Source organism: Afipia broomeae ATCC 49717 (genome assembly GCF_000314675.2).
Classification (GTDB): Bacteria; Pseudomonadota; Alphaproteobacteria; order Rhizobiales; family Xanthobacteraceae; genus Afipia; species Afipia broomeae.
The window spans coordinates 2,494,730-2,510,095 of sequence record NZ_KB375282.1 but is presented as its reverse complement, the minus strand read 5'-3'; the positions used below and the strand labels follow the sequence as shown (position 1 = coordinate 2,510,095).

Here is a 15,366-nt window from a genome sequence, read left to right as displayed (position 1 = left end):
GTTACGGCTGCGCCGTCCGCCGGACCGACAGCGTCTCGCGCACATGACGCAATGCGCCGAGGCCTGCGCGATGCAGGAAGCGGACCCAGCGCCGGACATGCCACGGCAGTCCGGTATCGATGGAAATCGAACGCAGATCGTAGGCCTGACGCTGTGAAGAGGCGTCGTTGGCGCACTTTTCCGGATCGTCGTAGAACTGCGAAATCTTCGACGCGTCCATGCCCTCGCTGGCAAGCCACGCCGGGATGTAGGCGTTGCACAGACGCTGCACGTCCATGAACACTTTTCCGGTGCCGGTGCCGGCAGCAGGACAGGACGTGCAGAACGCATCGCCGACCAGCACGATGCCCGCCTGCCGGTGCCCCTTGGTGATGTACAGATCGGCCGGACGGATCTTGATGATGCCATCGACCTTGAACTCGCCGGAGAGGGCGCGAAGGTTCGGCATCAGTTCGTGAATGGCCTCCTCGGGAGTCTGGCGCATGCGGCGCAGCCATGGATCGTCCATCCCGCGGTAGACCATGAGGTTGGCGCGCATGGCGGAGCCGATCGGGAACAGCGTCAGATAGGACATCTGCGCGGCAGAATTCTCCGTGAAATAGGTCAGGGCCGGAAATTCAAACGTCTCCCGGCCGACAGGTACGACATTGAAGCCCACGGTGATGGAATGGCACGGGCTGATCACTTCGCGCTCGATGCCGAGGGTGTGACGCAGGCCGATGTTCAGGCCGTTCGCCAGTACGATCAGCCGCGCGGAAATTTCTTCGCCGTTCGACAGTGTCAGCATCTGGCGATCGGCGCTGGTTGCGACGGCGGTGACCTTGGCCTCGATGAAATCGACATTGCCGGGGATCTGGCGGCGAACGGTGTTGACGAGATCGTCGTAGATGATGCCGTGCTGGTCGCTCGGCTTCTTGTCGAGCAGGCGGCCCAGCCGGGCGGTCCAGGCGCTGTGATCGAGCGTGGTGGCAGCAAGCACCGCGTCCGCGATGCCGGTCTTGCGCAGCAGGTCGAGCTGATAGCCGCCGAGTTTTTCGCAGCGGAAGTCGGGCGGATAGATTTTATGGGGATCGATCAGGATCGCTGAGATGCCGGCGCGGCCCAGCATCGCCGCTGCGGTCGATCCCGCAAGTCCGCCGCCAACGATGGCGATGTCTGTGTGCCGCATGTTTCGCCTCTATCTGAGCTGCTTAGCATTACGGCTGCAAACTCGACTAAAGCTTGAAACAAACGTGGTGAACGTCCGGTGAGGTTAATGCCGCGAAAACGCAGGTATTAACGATTAAAATGGTTGCGGCTTGCCTGCGACTGGCCGCCGCAGCATTAATGGAACCAGAGTAGGGCAGCCTGGTTTTGGATCACAGTCATGCCCTCGCAATCCGCCACCGCGAGAATGCGGCTTCCAGGCGCTTCCCAGGTTTGGCCTTCATGATTTCAGTTACGGTCGCAAAACCGGGCCAGGATATCAGCGCACAGTGGGATGATCTCATCCGGCGCGCGCCCGGCAACGCATTCATGAATCCCGTCGCGCTGAAGGCGGCTTTCGACACCATGTTCGCGGCGGTCTATGTGCTGCTGGCCTGGGAGGAAGGTGTCGAGTCCGCGCGGCTCGTGGGTCTGTGGGCCTTGCAGCAGCGCAGCGTCATGATGTTCTGGCCGGCGATGCTTGAGGCCCGGCCCTTCAACTACGCATTTCTGTCGACGCCGGTGATCGATCCGGCCTTTGCGGGCGAGGTGATCCCCGCGTTCTTTGCCGCGATCCGCAACAATCCGGCGCTGCCCAATGTGGTCAGCCTGAAGGAAATGGATGCCGACTCGCAGGCCTATGCCGCGATTCAAAAAACCATCGCGGATGAACGTCACGCCCATCTGACCCTGACCCGGACCTTGCGGCCGTCGGTGACACGGGAGAAGGGCGTGAAGAATTCGGGCTCGACCCGCAAGAAGCTTCGGCAGGACTGGAACAGGATGTCGGCTCTCGGCACGCTTGAGGTGGTCAACGAGCGCAAGGTGGATGCGGCAAAGGCCGCGTACGAGCAGTTCCTCGATCTCGAAAAGCGAAGCTGGAAGGGCGCCGAGGGCACCGCAATTCTTTGCAGCGAACGGGACACGGCGTTTACCCGGCGGTTGATCGGTGACCTTGCGGCGGACGGTGACGCTTCGGTGGCGCTGCTGCGGCTCGACGGGCGGGTCATTGCCGCCCAGGTGCTGATGTATTGTGGGCCAACGGCCTACACCTGGAAAATCGCGTTCGACGGCGAGTTTGCGAAGTACTCGCCTGGCGCTGTCCTTATCGACAAGCTGACCGAGCAGCTTTTCACCGCGACGGAGGTACAAGCCATCGATTCGTGCTCGGCGGAGGGCAGCTTCATGGCCCAGCTCTGGACCGGCCGGAAAACCATGGTCGATGCGGTGGTCGATGTCGGCTCGACTCGCTCGCTGGTGTTCGCCCTCGAGGCGACCCGGCAGTACGGCTATGAGCGGCTGCGCGATCTGCGGGACTGGCTGCGGGCCACCTCCCTGATCCCGGCAAAGCGGCGGCTGGCGCCGAACCTTTAAAACCGCAATCTCCGTCCATCCTTGTAAACCATTGAAATAAAACTACATTAGCCGAATCGACGGAGAGGGATGAGCCCGCTTTACCGGATGCGAACCGGGATTCGCGGCTTGCGCGGGTGTCCGGAATGGCTGCCCGGGCCGGGTTTGCGAGCGCAGAATCGGCCGGATTTTGCCCGGTGAAGATTCGCGTGCCGTGTCACAGTCGGCGACTGCGCGGCTTCATGTGGTGTGTCAGAAGTGGCTCTGGCGCTTGCTCTTTTCGCATGTCGTTTAGTCTTGACTTGAGTGTGCATGGCTTATAAAACCCGGCCACTTCACGACAGGCGGTGAGCTTCCCTGCGTCGGAACGGATCACCTTTTCAGCCCGCTTTTGCGGATGGATCGGCACCAACCTCGACGAATGTCGCTCAGACGCTGTCGGCACTAGCCAGGCAATGCCAGGACAACATTGATCTCTCGGGCCACCGCGCTTTTGCGCACGCCTTCAAAGATCAGTCTCGGATGCATGACCACGGTTTCGATTGTGGTCCTCTGTGGCGTTCAAGCGCTTTCCATTCGGAGCCCGAATGGATGGCGCCGTTTCGTTTTGCGCATGTTGAGTGCGCGGCGCGGACCGAGAACCCCAGTCTGGTTGCCGGCGTGAAGCGAGTGGGGCGGTTGGCTCCGAATGAATTTGCGAAGCTTGCAAGGCTTCGCGCGAACAAGGGTGAAGGCGAACGATGCCGACGATCAACCAGCTGATCGCGAATCCACGCGAAGCGCAGAAGTCGCGCAAGAAGGTGCCAGCTCTGCAGCAGTCGCCGCAGAAGCGTGGCGTTTGCACGCGCGTCTATACGACGACTCCGAAGAAGCCCAACTCGGCGCTTCGTAAGGTCGCGAAGGTGCGCCTGACCAACGGCTTCGAGGTCATCGGCTACATTCCGGGTGAAGGCCACAACCTTCAGGAGCACTCGGTGGTCATGATCCGCGGCGGCCGCGTCAAGGATTTGCCCGGCGTGCGCTATCACATTCTCCGCGGCGTCCTCGATACGCAGGGCGTCAAGAACCGCAAGCAGCGCCGTTCGAAGTACGGCGCGAAGCGTCCGAAGTAAGCGGGAGCATTTACGATGTCGCGTCGCCATTCGGCTGAAAAGCGTGAAGTGAACCCGGATCCGAAGTTCGGGAACATCATCATCACGAAGTTCATGAATTCGATCATGTATGACGGCAAGAAGTCTGCCGCCGAAAGCATCGTCTACGGTGCGCTCGAGATGATCGAGCAGAAGACCAAGCAGGGTCCGCTGCCGGTGTTCGAGCAGGCGCTGGAAAACGTCATGCCGACCATCGAAGTGCGCTCGCGTCGCGTCGGTGGCGCCACCTACCAGGTGCCGGTCGAGGTTCGCTCGACCCGCCGTCAGGCGCTGGGCATCCGCTGGATCATTACGGCCGCGCGTGGCCGCAACGAGAAGACGATGACCGAACGGCTCTCCGCTGAGCTGCTCGATGCGTCGAACAATCGTGGCAACGCGGTCAAGAAGCGTGAAGACGTGCACAAGATGGCGGAAGCCAACCGTGCCTTCTCGCATTATCGCTGGTAACGGCGAAACGAACGGAAATTAAGGACAGCCGCTATGCCCCGCCAACATGCCATCGAGGACTACCGTAATTTCGGTATCATGGCGCACATCGACGCCGGTAAGACGACGACGACTGAGCGCATCCTCTATTACACCGGCAAGAGCCACAAGATCGGCGAAGTGCACGAAGGTGCCGCGACGATGGATTGGATGGAGCAGGAGCAGGAGCGTGGCATCACGATCACCTCGGCTGCGACCACCGCGTTCTGGAACGGCAAGCGCCTGAACATCATCGACACCCCCGGCCACGTCGACTTCACCATCGAAGTCGAGCGTTCGCTGCGCGTGCTCGACGGCGCCGTTTGCGTTCTCGACTCCAACCAGGGCGTCGAGCCGCAGACCGAAACCGTCTGGCGCCAGGGCGACAAGTACAGGGTTCCGCGCATCGTCTTCGCCAACAAGATGGATAAGACCGGCGCCGATTTCTACAAGTGCCTGCAGGACATCATCGATCGCCTCGGTGCGAAGCCGGTTGCGATCCAGCTTCCGATCGGCTCGGAAAACAATTTCGTGGGCATGGTCGATCTCGTGATCATGAAGGCCTACGTCTGGAACAACGAAGCGCTCGGCGCGAAGTTCGACGTTGTCGAAATTCCGGCCGACCTCGCCGACAAGGCGAAGGAGTACCGCGAGAAGCTCGTCGAAGCCGCTGTCGAGCTCGACGACGATGCGCTGGCTGCGTTCCTCGACGGCAATGAGCCGGACGAAGCGACGCTGAAGCGGCTCATCCGCAAGGCGGTGCTGACCGGCGCGTTCTATCCCGTGCTCTGCGGTTCGGCCTTCAAGAACAAGGGCGTTCAGCCGCTGCTCGACGCCGTGGTCGACTATCTCCCGTCGCCGGTCGACGTGCCTGCGATCAAGGGCACCGACGAGGACGGCAACGAAGTCGTGCGCAAGGCCGACGACAAGGAGCCGCTGGCTCTGCTCGCGTTCAAGATCATGGACGACCCGTTCGTCGGCACCATCACCTTCTGCCGCATCTATTCGGGCGTTCTTATGAGCGGCACCGGCGTCATCAACTCGACGCGCGAGAAGAAGGAGCGTATCGGCCGCATGCTGCTGATGCATGCGAACAACCGTGAAGACATCAAGGAAGCCTACGCTGGCGACATCGTCGCGCTGGCCGGCCTCAAGGAAGCCCGCACCGGCGACACGCTGTGCGATCCGGATCATCCGGTCATCCTTGAAAAGATGGAATTCCCGGAGCCGGTGATCGAAATCGCGATCGAGCCGAAGTCGAAGGCCGATCAGGAAAAGCTGGGCGTTGCTCTGGCGAAGCTCGCGGCGGAAGATCCGTCGTTCCGGGTGTCGACCGATCACGAGTCCGGCCAGACCATTCTGAAGGGCATGGGCGAACTTCATCTCGACATCAAGGTCGACATTCTCCGCCGTACCTATAAGGTCGACGCCAACATCGGCGCGCCGCAGGTTGCGTTCCGCGAGAAGATCACCAAGCGGGCCGAGGTCAAGTACACCCATAAGAAGCAGACGGGTGGTACGGGCCAGTTCGCTGAAGTGTCGATCATCGTCGAGCCGAACGAGCCGGGTGCCGGTTACGAGTTCGAATCGAAGATCGTCGGCGGCGCGGTGCCGAAGGAATACATCCCCGGCGTCGAAAAGGGCCTCAACAGCGTGATGGGGTCGGGCGTCGTTGCCGGCTTCCCGGTGGTTGACGTCAAGGTCCAGCTCGTGGACGGCAAGTACCACGACGTCGACTCGTCGGCGCTCGCCTTCGAAATCGCGTCGCGTGCTGCATTCCGCGAAGCGCTGCAGAAGGGCAAGTCGGTCCTCCTCGAGCCGATCATGAAGGTCGAGGTTGTGACCCCTGAAGATTATACGGGTTCGGTGATCGGCGATCTCAACTCTCGCCGTGGCCAGATCCAGGGTCAGGACATGCGCGGCAACGCCAACGTCATCAACGCGATGGTGCCGCTCATGAACATGTTCGGTTATGTGAACAACCTGCGCTCGATGAGCCAGGGCCGCGCGACCTTCACGATGCAATTCGATCACTACGCTGAAGCGCCGGCAAACGTGTCGGCAGAAGTCCAGAAAAAGTTTGCTTGATTTCTTTGACGTAAGTCAAAGTTGAACGGAGAACGTCATGGCTAAAGAGAAATTCGAACGTAAGAAACCCCACTGCAACATCGGCACCATTGGTCACGTCGACCATGGCAAGACGTCGCTGACCGCGGCGATTACGAAGGTTCTGGCTGAAGCTGGCGGTGCTACGTTCACGGCCTACGATCAGATCGACAAGGCGCCGGAAGAGAAGGCGCGCGGCATCACCATTTCGACCGCTCACGTCGAATACGAGACGCCGAACCGTCACTACGCTCACGTCGACTGCCCCGGCCACGCCGACTACGTGAAGAACATGATCACCGGCGCTGCCCAGATGGACGGCGCGATCCTGGTCGTGTCCGCTGCTGACGGCCCGATGCCGCAGACCCGCGAGCACATCCTGCTCGCCCGTCAGGTCGGCGTTCCTGCGCTCGTCGTGTTCCTGAACAAGTGCGACATGGTCGACGATCCGGAGCTCCTCGAGCTCGTGGAAATGGAAGTCCGTGAACTGCTCTCGAAGTACAACTTCCCGGGCGACGACATTCCGATCGTTCGCGGTTCGGCGCTTGCCGCTCTCGAGAACAAGGATCCGAAGCTCGGCCACGACGCCGTTCTGGAGCTGATGAAGGCCGTTGACGCCTACATCCCGCAGCCGGAGCGTCCGATCGACCAGCCGTTCCTGATGCCGGTCGAAGACGTGTTCTCGATCTCGGGCCGCGGCACCGTCGTCACCGGCCGTGTCGAGCGCGGCATCGTGAAGGTCGGCGAGGAAATCGAAATCGTCGGTCTGAAGGCCACCCAGAAGACCACCGTCACCGGCGTCGAAATGTTCCGCAAGCTGCTCGATCAGGGCCAGGCTGGCGACAACATCGGTGCGCTGCTCCGCGGCACCAAGCGCGAAGAAGTCGAGCGCGGTCAGGTTCTCTGCAAGCCGGGTTCGGTCAAGCCGCACACCAAGTTCAAGGCTGAGGCTTACATCCTCACCAAGGAAGAGGGCGGACGTCACACCCCGTTCTTCACCAACTACCGTCCGCAGTTCTACTTCCGCACGACCGACGTGACGGGCGTGGTTCACCTGCCGGAAGGTACCGAAATGGTGATGCCGGGCGACAACATTGCGATGGAAGTGCACCTGATCGTGCCGATCGCGATGGAAGAAAAGCTCCGCTTCGCTATCCGCGAAGGCGGCCGCACCGTGGGTGCAGGCGTCGTCGCAAGCATCATCGAGTAAAGACGCGAATAGAGGGTAGCGAGCAGGTAACTGCTCGCTGCTCACCACTCACTACTCGCTCTTAGAGAAAGACAAACGGCAATGAACGGCCAGAATATTCGCATTCGTCTCAAGGCGTTCGACCATCGGATTCTCGATACGTCGACCCGCGAGATCGTGAACACGGCAAAACGTACCGGTGCACAGGTTCGCGGACCCATTCCGCTGCCGACCCGCATCGAGAAGTTCACCGTCAACCGTTCGCCGCACGTCGACAAGAAGAGCCGCGAGCAGTTCGAGATGCGCACTCACAAGCGCCTTCTCGATATCGTCGATCCGACCCCGCAGACCGTGGACGCGCTGATGAAGCTCGACCTCGCCGCCGGTGTCGACGTCGAGATCAAGCTCTGAGCATGACCCCGAATGGTGGGCACCGGTTTTCGGACCGGGTCATGCTCACAAGATAAGTTAGTTAGTCCCTCGGGACAGAAAGAACAGGAAGCACGCCGATGCGCTCCGGAGTGATCGCACAAAAGGTCGGGATGACGCGGGTCTTTACGGAGACCGGTGAACATATCCCTGTGACCGTGCTCAAGTTGGGCAATTGCCAGGTTGTTGGCCATCGCACGACCGAGAAGAATGGATACGTCGCTTTGCAGCTCGGTTCGGGCTCGCGCAAAAGCGTCTATCTGCCGAAGGCTGAGCGCGGCCAGTTCGCCGTCGCCAAGGTCGAGCCGAAGCGTAAGGTCGCGGAATTCCGCGTCTCGGAAGATTCGCTGATTCCGGTCGGCGCTGAAATCCAGGCGGACCATTTCGTTGTCGGCCAGTTCGTCGACGTGACGGGCACCTCGGTCGGTAAGGGCTTCGCCGGCGGCATGAAGCGCTGGAATTTCGGCGGCTTGCGCGCAACCCACGGCGTCTCGGTCTCGCACCGTTCGATCGGTTCGACCGGCGGCCGTCAGGATCCCGGCAAGACCTTCAAGAACAAGAAGATGCCTGGCCACATGGGCGTCGATCGCATCACCACGCTGAACCTGCGCGTCGTCCAGACGGACGTTGCGCGCGGTCTGGTCCTCGTCGAAGGCGCCGTTCCCGGCTCCAAGGGCGGATGGATCACGATGCGCGATGCGGTGAAGAAGCCGCTTCCGAAGGAAGCTGCGAAGCCTGGCAAGTTCAAGCTGGCTGGCGGAACCGATGCTGCTCCTGAAGCGGCTCCGGCTGAGGAGGGCGCGTGATGGAATTGAAGGTCACAACCCTTGAAGGCAAAGCCGCCGGTTCGGTTCAGCTCTCGGACGAGATCTTCGGCCTTGAGCCGCGCAAGGATCTGATCCAGCGCGTCGTCAACTGGCAGCTCGCCAAGCGTCAGGCTGGTACGCACAAGGCCAAGGGCCGTGCGGAAATCTGGCGCACCGGCAAGAAGATGTACAAGCAGAAGGGCACCGGCGGTGCTCGTCACGGTTCGGCTCGCGTTCCGCAGTTCCGCGGCGGTGGCCGTGCATTCGGTCCGGTCGTTCGCTCGCATGCGCATGATCTGCCGAAGAAGGTCCGCGCGCTCGGCCTGAAGCACGCTTTATCGGCGAAGGCTCAGGACGGCGGTCTGATCGTGATCGAAAATGCCGATCTGAAGGACGCCAAGACCAAGGCTCTGCTCGGACACTTCTCGAGTCTGGAGATCACCAACGCGCTGATCATTGACGGCGTGGAAGTGAACACCGGTTTCGCGCAGGCTGCGCGCAACATTCCGCACATCGACGTACTGCCGATCCAGGGCATCAACGTCTATGACATTCTGCGCCGTCAGAAGCTCGTTCTGACCAAGGCCGCTCTCGATGCGTTGGAGGCGCGCTTCAAATGAAGACTCAGGATGCGCGTCATTACGACATCATCGTTGCGCCGGTCGTGACCGAAAAGGCGACCGTGGCTTCCGAGCACAACAAGGTTGTGTTCAAGGTCGCGTCGAAGGCGACCAAGCCGCAGATCAAGGACGCGATTGAGAAGCTGTTCGACGTCAAGGTGAAGAGCGTCAACACGCTGGTTCGCAAGGGCAAGACGAAAGTCTTCCGCGGCCAGTTCGGTTCTCAGTCGGATACCAAGCGCGCTGTTGTGACCCTCGAAGAAGGTCACCGCATCGACGTGACCACCGGGCTGTAAGGCGAACGACGATGGCATTGAAAACATTCAACCCCACGACGCCAGGCCAGCGCCAGCTGGTGATGGTCGATCGTTCGGCGCTGTACAAGGGCAAGCCTGTCAAGGCTCTGACCGAAGGCAAGCATTCGTCCGGCGGACGCGGCAATACCGGCCGTATCACCGTGCGTTTCCGCGGCGGCGGCCACAAGCAGGCTTACCGCATCGTCGACTTCAAGCGTAAGAAGGTCGACGTGCCGGCCAAGGTCGAGCGTCTCGAGTACGATCCGAACCGCACCGCGTTTATCGCGCTGATCAAGTACGCCGACGGCGAGCAGGCCTACATCCTGGCGCCGCAGCGTCTGGCCGTTGGCGACACCGTTGTCGCCGGCAGCTACGTCGACGTGAAGCCGGGCAACGTCATGCCGCTCGGCAACATGCCGGTCGGCACCATCGTGCACAACGTCGAGCTGAAGATCGGGAAGGGCGGCCAGATCGCCCGTTCCGCGGGCACCTACGCCCAGATCGTCGGCCGCGACCATGATTTCGTGATCCTGCGTCTGAACTCGGGCGAGCAGCGCCTGGTTCACGGCCGCTGCATCGCCACCATCGGTGCGGTGTCGAACCCGGATCACATGAACATCTCGATCGGCAAGGCCGGTCGCAAGCGCTGGATGGGCCGTCGTCCGCATAACCGCGGCGTCGTGATGAACCCCGTCGACCATCCGCACGGCGGCGGCGAAGGCCGCACCTCGGGCGGCCGTCACCCGGTTACTCCGTGGGGCAAGCCGACCAAGGGCAAGAAGACGCGTTCAAACAAGTCGACCAACAAGTTCATTCTCATCAGCCGCCACAAGCGGAAGAAGAAGTAAGGATCGCCGGACATGGTTCGTTCAGTCTGGAAAGGCCCGTTCGTTGAAGGCTCTCTGCTCAAGAAGGCAGATGCCGCGCGTTCGTCCGGCCGTCACGACGTTATCAAGATCTGGAGCCGCCGCTCGACGATCCTCCCGCAGTTCGTGGGGCTCACCTTCGGCGTCTACAACGGTCAGAAGCATGTTCCGGTTGCCGTGAACGAGGAAATGGTCGGTCACAAGTTCGGCGAGTTCTCGCCGACGCGGACCTTCCACGGCCATTCGGGCGACAAGAAAGCCAAGAAGTAAGGGCTTGAGGACTTAGTCATGAGCAAACCAAAGCGCGAACGGGTTCTCCCGGACAACGAGGCAAAGGCGGTAGCCCGCATGCTTCGCGTCAGCCCGCAGAAGCTGAACCTTGTTGCGCAGTTGATCCGCGGCAAGAAGGCATCGTCTGCGCTCGCCGACCTGCAGTTCTCGCGCAAGCGGATCGCCGGCGACGTCAAGAAGTGCCTGGAGTCCGCGATTGCGAACGCCGAAAACAACCATGACCTCGATGTCGACGCTCTGGTCGTCGCTGAGGCGCATGTTGGCAACGGCATCGTCATGAAGCGTTTCGCACCGCGCGGCCGTGGCCGTTCGGGTCGTGTTTTTAAGCCGTTCTCGCAGCTGACGATCGTCGTTCGTCAGGTCGAGGCCGAGGCGAGCGCCTAAGGGCGGGAGAGAACGATGGGTCAGAAGATTAATCCAATCGGGCTGCGTCTGGGCATCAACCGGACCTGGGATTCCCGTTGGTTCGCCGGCAAGAACGAGTATGCGAAGCTCCTCCATGAGGACATCCGCATCCGTGAAATGCTGATGAAGGAACTTAAGCAGGCGGCCGTCGCGCGCATCGTGATCGAGCGCCCGCACAAGAAGTGCCGCGTGTCGATCCACTCGGCGCGTCCGGGCGTCGTGATCGGCAAGAAGGGCGCCGACATCGACAAGCTGAAGAAGAAGGTCGCCGAGATCACTGACTCCGACGTCGTGATCAACATCATCGAAATCCGCAAGCCGGAGCTCGATGCGACCCTGGTCGCCGAATCGATCGCGCAGCAGCTCGAGCGCCGCGTTGCGTTCCGCCGCGCCATGAAGCGCGCCGTTCAGTCGGCGATGCGTCTGGGCGCCGAAGGCATCCGCATCAACTGCTCGGGCCGTCTCGGCGGCGCCGAAATCGCGCGCATGGAATGGTATCGCGAAGGCCGCGTGCCGCTGCACACGCTGCGCGCCGATGTCGATTACGGGGTTGCGACCGCGTTCACGACGTTCGGTACCTGCGGCGTGAAGGTCTGGATCTTCAAGGGCGAAATCCTTGAGCACGATCCGATGGCCCAGGACAAGAAGATGGCTGAAGGCGACAGCGGACGTCCGTCACGTCGCGATGCAGCCTGATTGAAATTCGAAGAAGGTTTGAGGGCGTAAGCCATGATGCAACCAAAGAAGACAAAGTTCCGCAAGGCGCATAAGGGCCGTATTCACGGCGTCGCCTCGTCGGGTGCGACGTTGTCTTTCGGCCAGTTCGGCCTGAAGGCGATGGCGCCGGATCGCGTCACCGCGCGTCAGATCGAAGCCGCCCGCCGCGCGCTGACCCGTCACATGAAGCGTGCCGGCCGCGTCTGGATCCGCGTGTTCCCGGATCTTCCGGTGTCGAAGAAGCCTGCCGAAGTGCGAATGGGCTCGGGCAAGGGTACGCCTGAACTGTGGGTCGCCCGCGTCAAGCCGGGCCGCATCATGTTCGAGATCGACGGCGTGACCCAGCAGACCGCGAAGGAAGCATTGTCGCTCGCCGCCGCCAAGCTGCCGATCAAGACGCGCTTCGTTGCGCGCATTGCGGAGTAACGATCATGGCCCAACTCAAAATCGAAGACATCCGCGCAATGAGCCCCGATCAGATGGACGACGCCGTCCTCAATCTGAAGAAGGAGCGGTTCAACCTGCGCTTCCAGCGCGCCACCGGGCAGCTCGAGAACACCTCGCGCCTGCGTGAGGCTCGCCGCGATATCGCACGCATCAAGACCATCGCCGCGCAGAAGCGCGACGGCAAGACGAAGTAAGGGGCGAAAGATGCCGAAGCGTACTCTCCAGGGCGTCGTCGTCAGCGACAAGCAGGACAAGACCATTGTCGTGCGTGTCGACCGCCGCTTCACCCACCCGATCTACAAGAAGACCATTCGCCGGTCCAAGAACTACCATGCGCATGACGAGAACAACCAGTTCAAGGCAGGCGACACGGTCTGGATCGAAGAAAGCAAACCACTCTCGAAATTGAAGCGCTGGACGGTTGTTCAGAGCGACAAGAAAACAGCTTAAGCGCAACTTCGCGCATCAGAAAGAGGACGAGGTGCATCAATGATTCAGATGCAGACCAACCTCGACGTGGCCGATAATTCCGGCGCGCGCCGTGTCATGTGCATCAAGGTTCTTGGAGGTTCCAAGCGCCGCTATGCAACGGTGGGCGACATCATCGTCGTCTCGATCAAGGAAGCCATTCCACGCGGAAAGGTGAAGAAGGGCGACGTGATGAAGGCCGTCGTCGTTCGCGTTGCGAAGGATATTCGCCGCGCTGACGGCTCCGTCATCCGTTTCGACCGCAACGCGGCTGTGTTGATCAACAACCAGTCCGAGCCGGTCGGCACCCGTATCTTCGGGCCGGTGCCGCGCGAGCTTCGCGCCAAGAACCACATGAAGATCATCTCGCTTGCGCCGGAGGTGCTGTAATGGCTGCCAAGATCCGCAAGGGTGACAAGGTCATCGTGCTGAACGGCCGCGACAAGGGCCGGACCGGCGAAGTGTTTGAAGTGCGTCCTTCCGAGAGCAAGGCGCTCGTGCGCGGCGTCAACCTGGTGAAGCGTCACCAGAAGCAGACGCAGGCGCAGGAGGGCGGCATCATCACGAAGGAAGCCCCGATCCATCTGTCGAACATCGCGCTCGTCGGCAAGGACGGCAAGCCGACCCGCGTCGGTTTCAAGATTCAGAAGGATGGCACCAAGGTGCGCGTTGAGAAGCGCTCGGGAGCAGAGATCAATGGCTGAGACCGCATACGTTCCGCGCCTTCGCGCGGTTTACGACAAGGACATCCGCGGCAAGCTGGTCGAGCAGTTCGGTTATGCGAACGCCATGCAGGTGCCGGCGCTGGAGAAGGTCGTGCTCAACATGGGCATCGGCGAGGCTGTCAACGACCGCAAGAAGGTCGAACTGGCTGCCGCCGATCTCGCGTTGATCGCCGGCCAGAAGCCGGTCGTCACCCATTCGCGCAAGGCGATCGCGACCTTCAAGCTGCGTGAAGGCCAGGCCATCGGCGCCAAGGTCACGCTGCGCAAGTCCAAGATGTACGACTTCGTCGACCGTCTTGTGAACATCGCGCTGCCTCGTGTCCGCGACTTCCGCGGCCTCAATCCGAAGAGCTTCGACGGCAAGGGCAATTACTCCCTCGGCCTCAAGGAGCATCTGGTGTTCCCGGAAATCGACTACGACAAGTCGGGCGAGACCTGGGGCATGGACATTACGATCTGCACCACCGCGACCACAGACGACGAGGCGCGCGCGTTGCTGACCGCATTCAATTTTCCGTTCCGGCAGTGAGACACTGAACTAGTCAGCGTCTCAAACGCGGAAAGGTATGGAGACTACTCGTATGGCGAAGAAAAGTTCAGTCGAGAAGAATAACCGGCGTCAGAAGATGACGAAGAACGCTGCGGCCAAGCGCGCCCGCTTGAAGGCGATCATCGCCGACAAGAACAAGCCGATGGAAGAGCGTTTCGCGGCGACGATCAAGCTCGCCGAGATGCCGCGCAATTCGTCGGCGACCCGCGTTCACAACCGTTGCGAAATCAGCGGACGTCCTCACGCGGTCTATCGCAAGACCAAGATGAGCCGCATCGCGATCCGTGATTATGGCTCCAAGGGCCTGATCCCGGGCCTCGTGAAGTCGAGCTGGTAAGGGGAGGGTCGGACATGTCTACGCACGATCCTATCAGCGATCTCATCACCCGCATCCGCAATGCGCAGATGCGCAACAAGTCCAAGGTTTCGACCCCGGGCTCTAAGATGCGCGCCAATGTTCTCGAAGTGCTGAAGACCGAGGGTTACATCCGCGGTTACGCAGCGGTCGAGCATGCCGGCGGCCACAACGAGCTGGAAATCGAACTGAAGTATTTCGACGGCGAGCCGGTCATCAAGGAGATCGAGCGCGTGTCGAAGCCAGGTCGCCGGGTTTACGCGTCGGTCAAGAACCTGCCGCGCGTCCGCAACGGTCTTGGCATCTCGGTTCTGTCGACGCCGAAGGGAATCATGGCTGACCACGACGCGCGCGACGCGAACGTGGGCGGCGAAGTTCTCTTCACGGTGTTCTAAGGAAGGAAGACCAATGTCACGCGTAGGCAAAAAGCCCGTCGCGATCGCCTCCGGCGTCACCGCGAATATCGAAGGGCAGACCGTCAAGATGAAGGGCCCGAAGGGCGCTCTTCAGTTTGTCGTGCATGACGACGTTTCGGTCCAGATGAAGGACGGCGCGATCACCGTTGCGCCGCGCTTCGAGACCAAGCGCGCACGCTCGCTGTACGGCACCGCTCGCGCCCAGATCGCGAATCTGGTCGAAGGCGTCACCAAGGGCTTCGAGAAGAAGCTGGAAATCACCGGCGTCGGTTACCGCGCCGCGTTGCAGGGCAAGAACCTGCAGCTCGCGCTCGGCTACAGCCACGACGTGATCTACCCGATCCCGGAAGGGATCACGATCACCGTGCCGAAGCCGACCGAAATCACCATCGTCGGCAACGACAGCCAGCGCGTCGGCCAGGTCGCCGCCGAGATCCGCAGCTATCGTCCGCCGGAGCCCTACAAGGGCAAGGGCGTGAAGTACGCCAACGAGTTTATCTTCCGCAAGGAAGGCAAGAAGAAGTAA

Annotated in this window: 23 protein-coding genes; 22 read left to right on the top strand and 1 reads right to left on the bottom strand. The window is 61.2% G+C overall.

Annotated features, from left to right (window positions below; translation table 11 throughout):
• Position 1: 1 nt before the first annotated feature.
• Positions 2 to 1,168 (bottom strand): FAD-dependent oxidoreductase, encoded by a 1,167-nt coding sequence (locus HMPREF9695_RS11725; RefSeq protein WP_006021074.1) that lies wholly within the window; start codon positions 1,166 to 1,168, stop codon positions 2 to 4.
• Between the two features lie 260 nt (positions 1,169 to 1,428).
• On the opposite strand from HMPREF9695_RS11725, the gene HMPREF9695_RS11720 reads away from it, so the two are divergent.
• From HMPREF9695_RS11720 to rplF, 22 genes are all read left to right on the top strand, one after another.
• On the top strand, positions 1,429 to 2,559 hold the full coding sequence (locus HMPREF9695_RS11720; protein ID WP_006021073.1) for a GNAT family N-acetyltransferase: 1,131 nt from the start codon (positions 1,429 to 1,431) through the stop codon (positions 2,557 to 2,559).
• A 719-nt stretch (positions 2,560 to 3,278) separates the two neighbouring features.
• Positions 3,279 to 3,650, top strand: a complete 372-nt coding sequence (gene rpsL, locus HMPREF9695_RS11715; RefSeq protein WP_002712306.1) for a 30S ribosomal protein S12 — start codon at positions 3,279 to 3,281, stop codon at positions 3,648 to 3,650.
• Between the two features lie 15 nt (positions 3,651 to 3,665).
• Positions 3,666 to 4,136, top strand: a complete 471-nt coding sequence (gene rpsG / locus HMPREF9695_RS11710) for a 30S ribosomal protein S7 (protein ID WP_006021072.1) — start codon at positions 3,666 to 3,668, stop codon at positions 4,134 to 4,136.
• Positions 4,137 to 4,169: 33 nt separating this feature from the next.
• Complete coding sequence (gene fusA / locus HMPREF9695_RS11705) at positions 4,170 to 6,242, top strand: elongation factor G (protein WP_006021071.1); 2,073 nt, start codon at positions 4,170 to 4,172, stop codon at positions 6,240 to 6,242.
• Positions 6,243 to 6,279: 37 nt separating this feature from the next.
• Complete coding sequence (tuf, locus tag HMPREF9695_RS11700; RefSeq protein ID WP_006021070.1) at positions 6,280 to 7,470, top strand: elongation factor Tu; 1,191 nt, start codon at positions 6,280 to 6,282, stop codon at positions 7,468 to 7,470.
• Between the two features lie 81 nt (positions 7,471 to 7,551).
• Complete coding sequence (rpsJ, locus tag HMPREF9695_RS11695) at positions 7,552 to 7,860, top strand: 30S ribosomal protein S10 (protein WP_002712302.1); 309 nt, start codon at positions 7,552 to 7,554, stop codon at positions 7,858 to 7,860.
• A 98-nt stretch (positions 7,861 to 7,958) separates the two neighbouring features.
• Positions 7,959 to 8,684 carry a 50S ribosomal protein L3 gene (rplC, locus tag HMPREF9695_RS11690; protein WP_006021069.1) on the top strand — a complete coding sequence of 242 codons (726 nt, stop codon included), beginning with the start codon at positions 7,959 to 7,961 and terminating at the stop codon, positions 8,682 to 8,684.
• Complete coding sequence (rplD, locus tag HMPREF9695_RS11685) at positions 8,684 to 9,304, top strand: 50S ribosomal protein L4 (RefSeq protein ID WP_006021068.1); 621 nt, start codon at positions 8,684 to 8,686, stop codon at positions 9,302 to 9,304. Before rplC ends, rplD begins: the two co-directional genes overlap by 1 nt.
• Positions 9,301 to 9,600: a 50S ribosomal protein L23 gene (locus HMPREF9695_RS11680; protein ID WP_006021067.1), complete on the top strand. Its 300-nt coding sequence runs from the start codon at positions 9,301 to 9,303 to the stop codon at positions 9,598 to 9,600. The genes rplD and HMPREF9695_RS11680 overlap by 4 nt, the downstream gene beginning before the upstream one ends.
• 11 nt (positions 9,601 to 9,611) lie before the next feature.
• The gene (rplB, locus tag HMPREF9695_RS11675) at positions 9,612 to 10,448 is read left to right on the top strand and encodes a 50S ribosomal protein L2 (RefSeq protein WP_006021066.1); all 837 of its coding nucleotides are present in this window, start codon (positions 9,612 to 9,614) and stop codon (positions 10,446 to 10,448) included.
• A gap of 12 nt (positions 10,449 to 10,460) precedes the next feature.
• Positions 10,461 to 10,736, top strand: coding sequence for a 30S ribosomal protein S19 (gene rpsS / locus HMPREF9695_RS11670; protein ID WP_002712297.1), 276 nt, complete (start codon positions 10,461 to 10,463; stop codon positions 10,734 to 10,736).
• 18 nt (positions 10,737 to 10,754) lie between these two features.
• Positions 10,755 to 11,141 (top strand): 50S ribosomal protein L22, encoded by a 387-nt coding sequence (gene rplV, locus HMPREF9695_RS11665; RefSeq protein WP_006021065.1) that lies wholly within the window; start codon positions 10,755 to 10,757, stop codon positions 11,139 to 11,141.
• A gap of 15 nt (positions 11,142 to 11,156) precedes the next feature.
• Positions 11,157 to 11,858 (top strand): 30S ribosomal protein S3, encoded by a 702-nt coding sequence (rpsC, locus tag HMPREF9695_RS11660; protein WP_006021064.1) that lies wholly within the window; start codon positions 11,157 to 11,159, stop codon positions 11,856 to 11,858.
• Between the two features lie 33 nt (positions 11,859 to 11,891).
• Positions 11,892 to 12,305, top strand: coding sequence for a 50S ribosomal protein L16 (gene rplP / locus HMPREF9695_RS11655; protein WP_006021063.1), 414 nt, complete (start codon positions 11,892 to 11,894; stop codon positions 12,303 to 12,305).
• A 5-nt stretch (positions 12,306 to 12,310) separates the two neighbouring features.
• Positions 12,311 to 12,520, top strand: coding sequence for a 50S ribosomal protein L29 (gene rpmC / locus HMPREF9695_RS11650; protein ID WP_006021062.1), 210 nt, complete (start codon positions 12,311 to 12,313; stop codon positions 12,518 to 12,520).
• Between the two features lie 10 nt (positions 12,521 to 12,530).
• On the top strand, positions 12,531 to 12,776 hold the full coding sequence (gene rpsQ / locus HMPREF9695_RS11645; protein WP_006021061.1) for a 30S ribosomal protein S17: 246 nt from the start codon (positions 12,531 to 12,533) through the stop codon (positions 12,774 to 12,776).
• Between the two features lie 39 nt (positions 12,777 to 12,815).
• Positions 12,816 to 13,184 carry a 50S ribosomal protein L14 gene (gene rplN / locus HMPREF9695_RS11640; protein WP_002712291.1) on the top strand — a complete coding sequence of 123 codons (369 nt, stop codon included), beginning with the start codon at positions 12,816 to 12,818 and terminating at the stop codon, positions 13,182 to 13,184.
• Entirely contained in the window at positions 13,184 to 13,498 is a 315-nt protein-coding gene (gene rplX, locus HMPREF9695_RS11635; RefSeq protein ID WP_006021060.1) for a 50S ribosomal protein L24, read from the top strand. The genes rplN and rplX overlap by 1 nt, the downstream gene beginning before the upstream one ends.
• Positions 13,491 to 14,048, top strand: coding sequence for a 50S ribosomal protein L5 (gene rplE / locus HMPREF9695_RS11630; RefSeq protein WP_006021059.1), 558 nt, complete (start codon positions 13,491 to 13,493; stop codon positions 14,046 to 14,048). Before rplX ends, rplE begins: the two co-directional genes overlap by 8 nt.
• A 52-nt stretch (positions 14,049 to 14,100) precedes the next feature.
• On the top strand, positions 14,101 to 14,406 hold the full coding sequence (gene rpsN / locus HMPREF9695_RS11625) for a 30S ribosomal protein S14 (RefSeq protein WP_006021058.1): 306 nt from the start codon (positions 14,101 to 14,103) through the stop codon (positions 14,404 to 14,406).
• 14 nt (positions 14,407 to 14,420) lie between these two features.
• The gene (rpsH, locus tag HMPREF9695_RS11620; protein ID WP_006021057.1) at positions 14,421 to 14,819 is read left to right on the top strand and encodes a 30S ribosomal protein S8; all 399 of its coding nucleotides are present in this window, start codon (positions 14,421 to 14,423) and stop codon (positions 14,817 to 14,819) included.
• Between the two features lie 13 nt (positions 14,820 to 14,832).
• On the top strand, positions 14,833 to 15,366 hold the full coding sequence (rplF, locus tag HMPREF9695_RS11615) for a 50S ribosomal protein L6 (protein ID WP_006021056.1): 534 nt from the start codon (positions 14,833 to 14,835) through the stop codon (positions 15,364 to 15,366).

Excerpts from the sequence above, each read along its gene's own strand:
- rplF (WP_006021056.1), top strand. The coding sequence starts at position 14,833 with ATGTCACGCGTAGGCAAAAAGCCCGTCGCGATCGCCTCCGGCGTCACC.
- rpsG (WP_006021072.1), top strand. The coding sequence starts at position 3,666 with ATGTCGCGTCGCCATTCGGCTGAAAAGCGTGAAGTGAACCCGGATCCG.
- rplE (WP_006021059.1), top strand. The coding sequence starts at position 13,491 with ATGGCTGAGACCGCATACGTTCCGCGCCTTCGCGCGGTTTACGACAAG.
- rplC (WP_006021069.1), top strand. The coding sequence starts at position 7,959 with ATGCGCTCCGGAGTGATCGCACAAAAGGTCGGGATGACGCGGGTCTTT.
- rpsN (WP_006021058.1), top strand. The coding sequence starts at position 14,101 with ATGGCGAAGAAAAGTTCAGTCGAGAAGAATAACCGGCGTCAGAAGATG.
- rplV (WP_006021065.1), top strand. The coding sequence starts at position 10,755 with ATGAGCAAACCAAAGCGCGAACGGGTTCTCCCGGACAACGAGGCAAAG.
- rplX (WP_006021060.1), top strand. The coding sequence starts at position 13,184 with ATGGCTGCCAAGATCCGCAAGGGTGACAAGGTCATCGTGCTGAACGGC.
- HMPREF9695_RS11680 (WP_006021067.1), top strand. The coding sequence starts at position 9,301 with ATGAAGACTCAGGATGCGCGTCATTACGACATCATCGTTGCGCCGGTC.
- HMPREF9695_RS11720 (WP_006021073.1), top strand. The coding sequence starts at position 1,429 with ATGATTTCAGTTACGGTCGCAAAACCGGGCCAGGATATCAGCGCACAG.
- rpsS (WP_002712297.1), top strand. The coding sequence starts at position 10,461 with ATGGTTCGTTCAGTCTGGAAAGGCCCGTTCGTTGAAGGCTCTCTGCTC.
- rplP (WP_006021063.1), top strand. The coding sequence starts at position 11,892 with ATGATGCAACCAAAGAAGACAAAGTTCCGCAAGGCGCATAAGGGCCGT.
- rplD (WP_006021068.1), top strand. The coding sequence starts at position 8,684 with ATGGAATTGAAGGTCACAACCCTTGAAGGCAAAGCCGCCGGTTCGGTT.
- HMPREF9695_RS11725 (WP_006021074.1), bottom strand. The coding sequence starts at position 1,168 with ATGCGGCACACAGACATCGCCATCGTTGGCGGCGGACTTGCGGGATCG.
- rpsJ (WP_002712302.1), top strand. The coding sequence starts at position 7,552 with ATGAACGGCCAGAATATTCGCATTCGTCTCAAGGCGTTCGACCATCGG.
- tuf (WP_006021070.1), top strand. The coding sequence starts at position 6,280 with ATGGCTAAAGAGAAATTCGAACGTAAGAAACCCCACTGCAACATCGGC.
- rpsL (WP_002712306.1), top strand. The coding sequence starts at position 3,279 with ATGCCGACGATCAACCAGCTGATCGCGAATCCACGCGAAGCGCAGAAG.
- rpsQ (WP_006021061.1), top strand. The coding sequence starts at position 12,531 with ATGCCGAAGCGTACTCTCCAGGGCGTCGTCGTCAGCGACAAGCAGGAC.
- rpmC (WP_006021062.1), top strand. The coding sequence starts at position 12,311 with ATGGCCCAACTCAAAATCGAAGACATCCGCGCAATGAGCCCCGATCAG.
- fusA (WP_006021071.1), top strand. The coding sequence starts at position 4,170 with ATGCCCCGCCAACATGCCATCGAGGACTACCGTAATTTCGGTATCATG.
- rplN (WP_002712291.1), top strand. The coding sequence starts at position 12,816 with ATGATTCAGATGCAGACCAACCTCGACGTGGCCGATAATTCCGGCGCG.
- rpsH (WP_006021057.1), top strand. The coding sequence starts at position 14,421 with ATGTCTACGCACGATCCTATCAGCGATCTCATCACCCGCATCCGCAAT.
- rplB (WP_006021066.1), top strand. The coding sequence starts at position 9,612 with ATGGCATTGAAAACATTCAACCCCACGACGCCAGGCCAGCGCCAGCTG.
- rpsC (WP_006021064.1), top strand. The coding sequence starts at position 11,157 with ATGGGTCAGAAGATTAATCCAATCGGGCTGCGTCTGGGCATCAACCGG.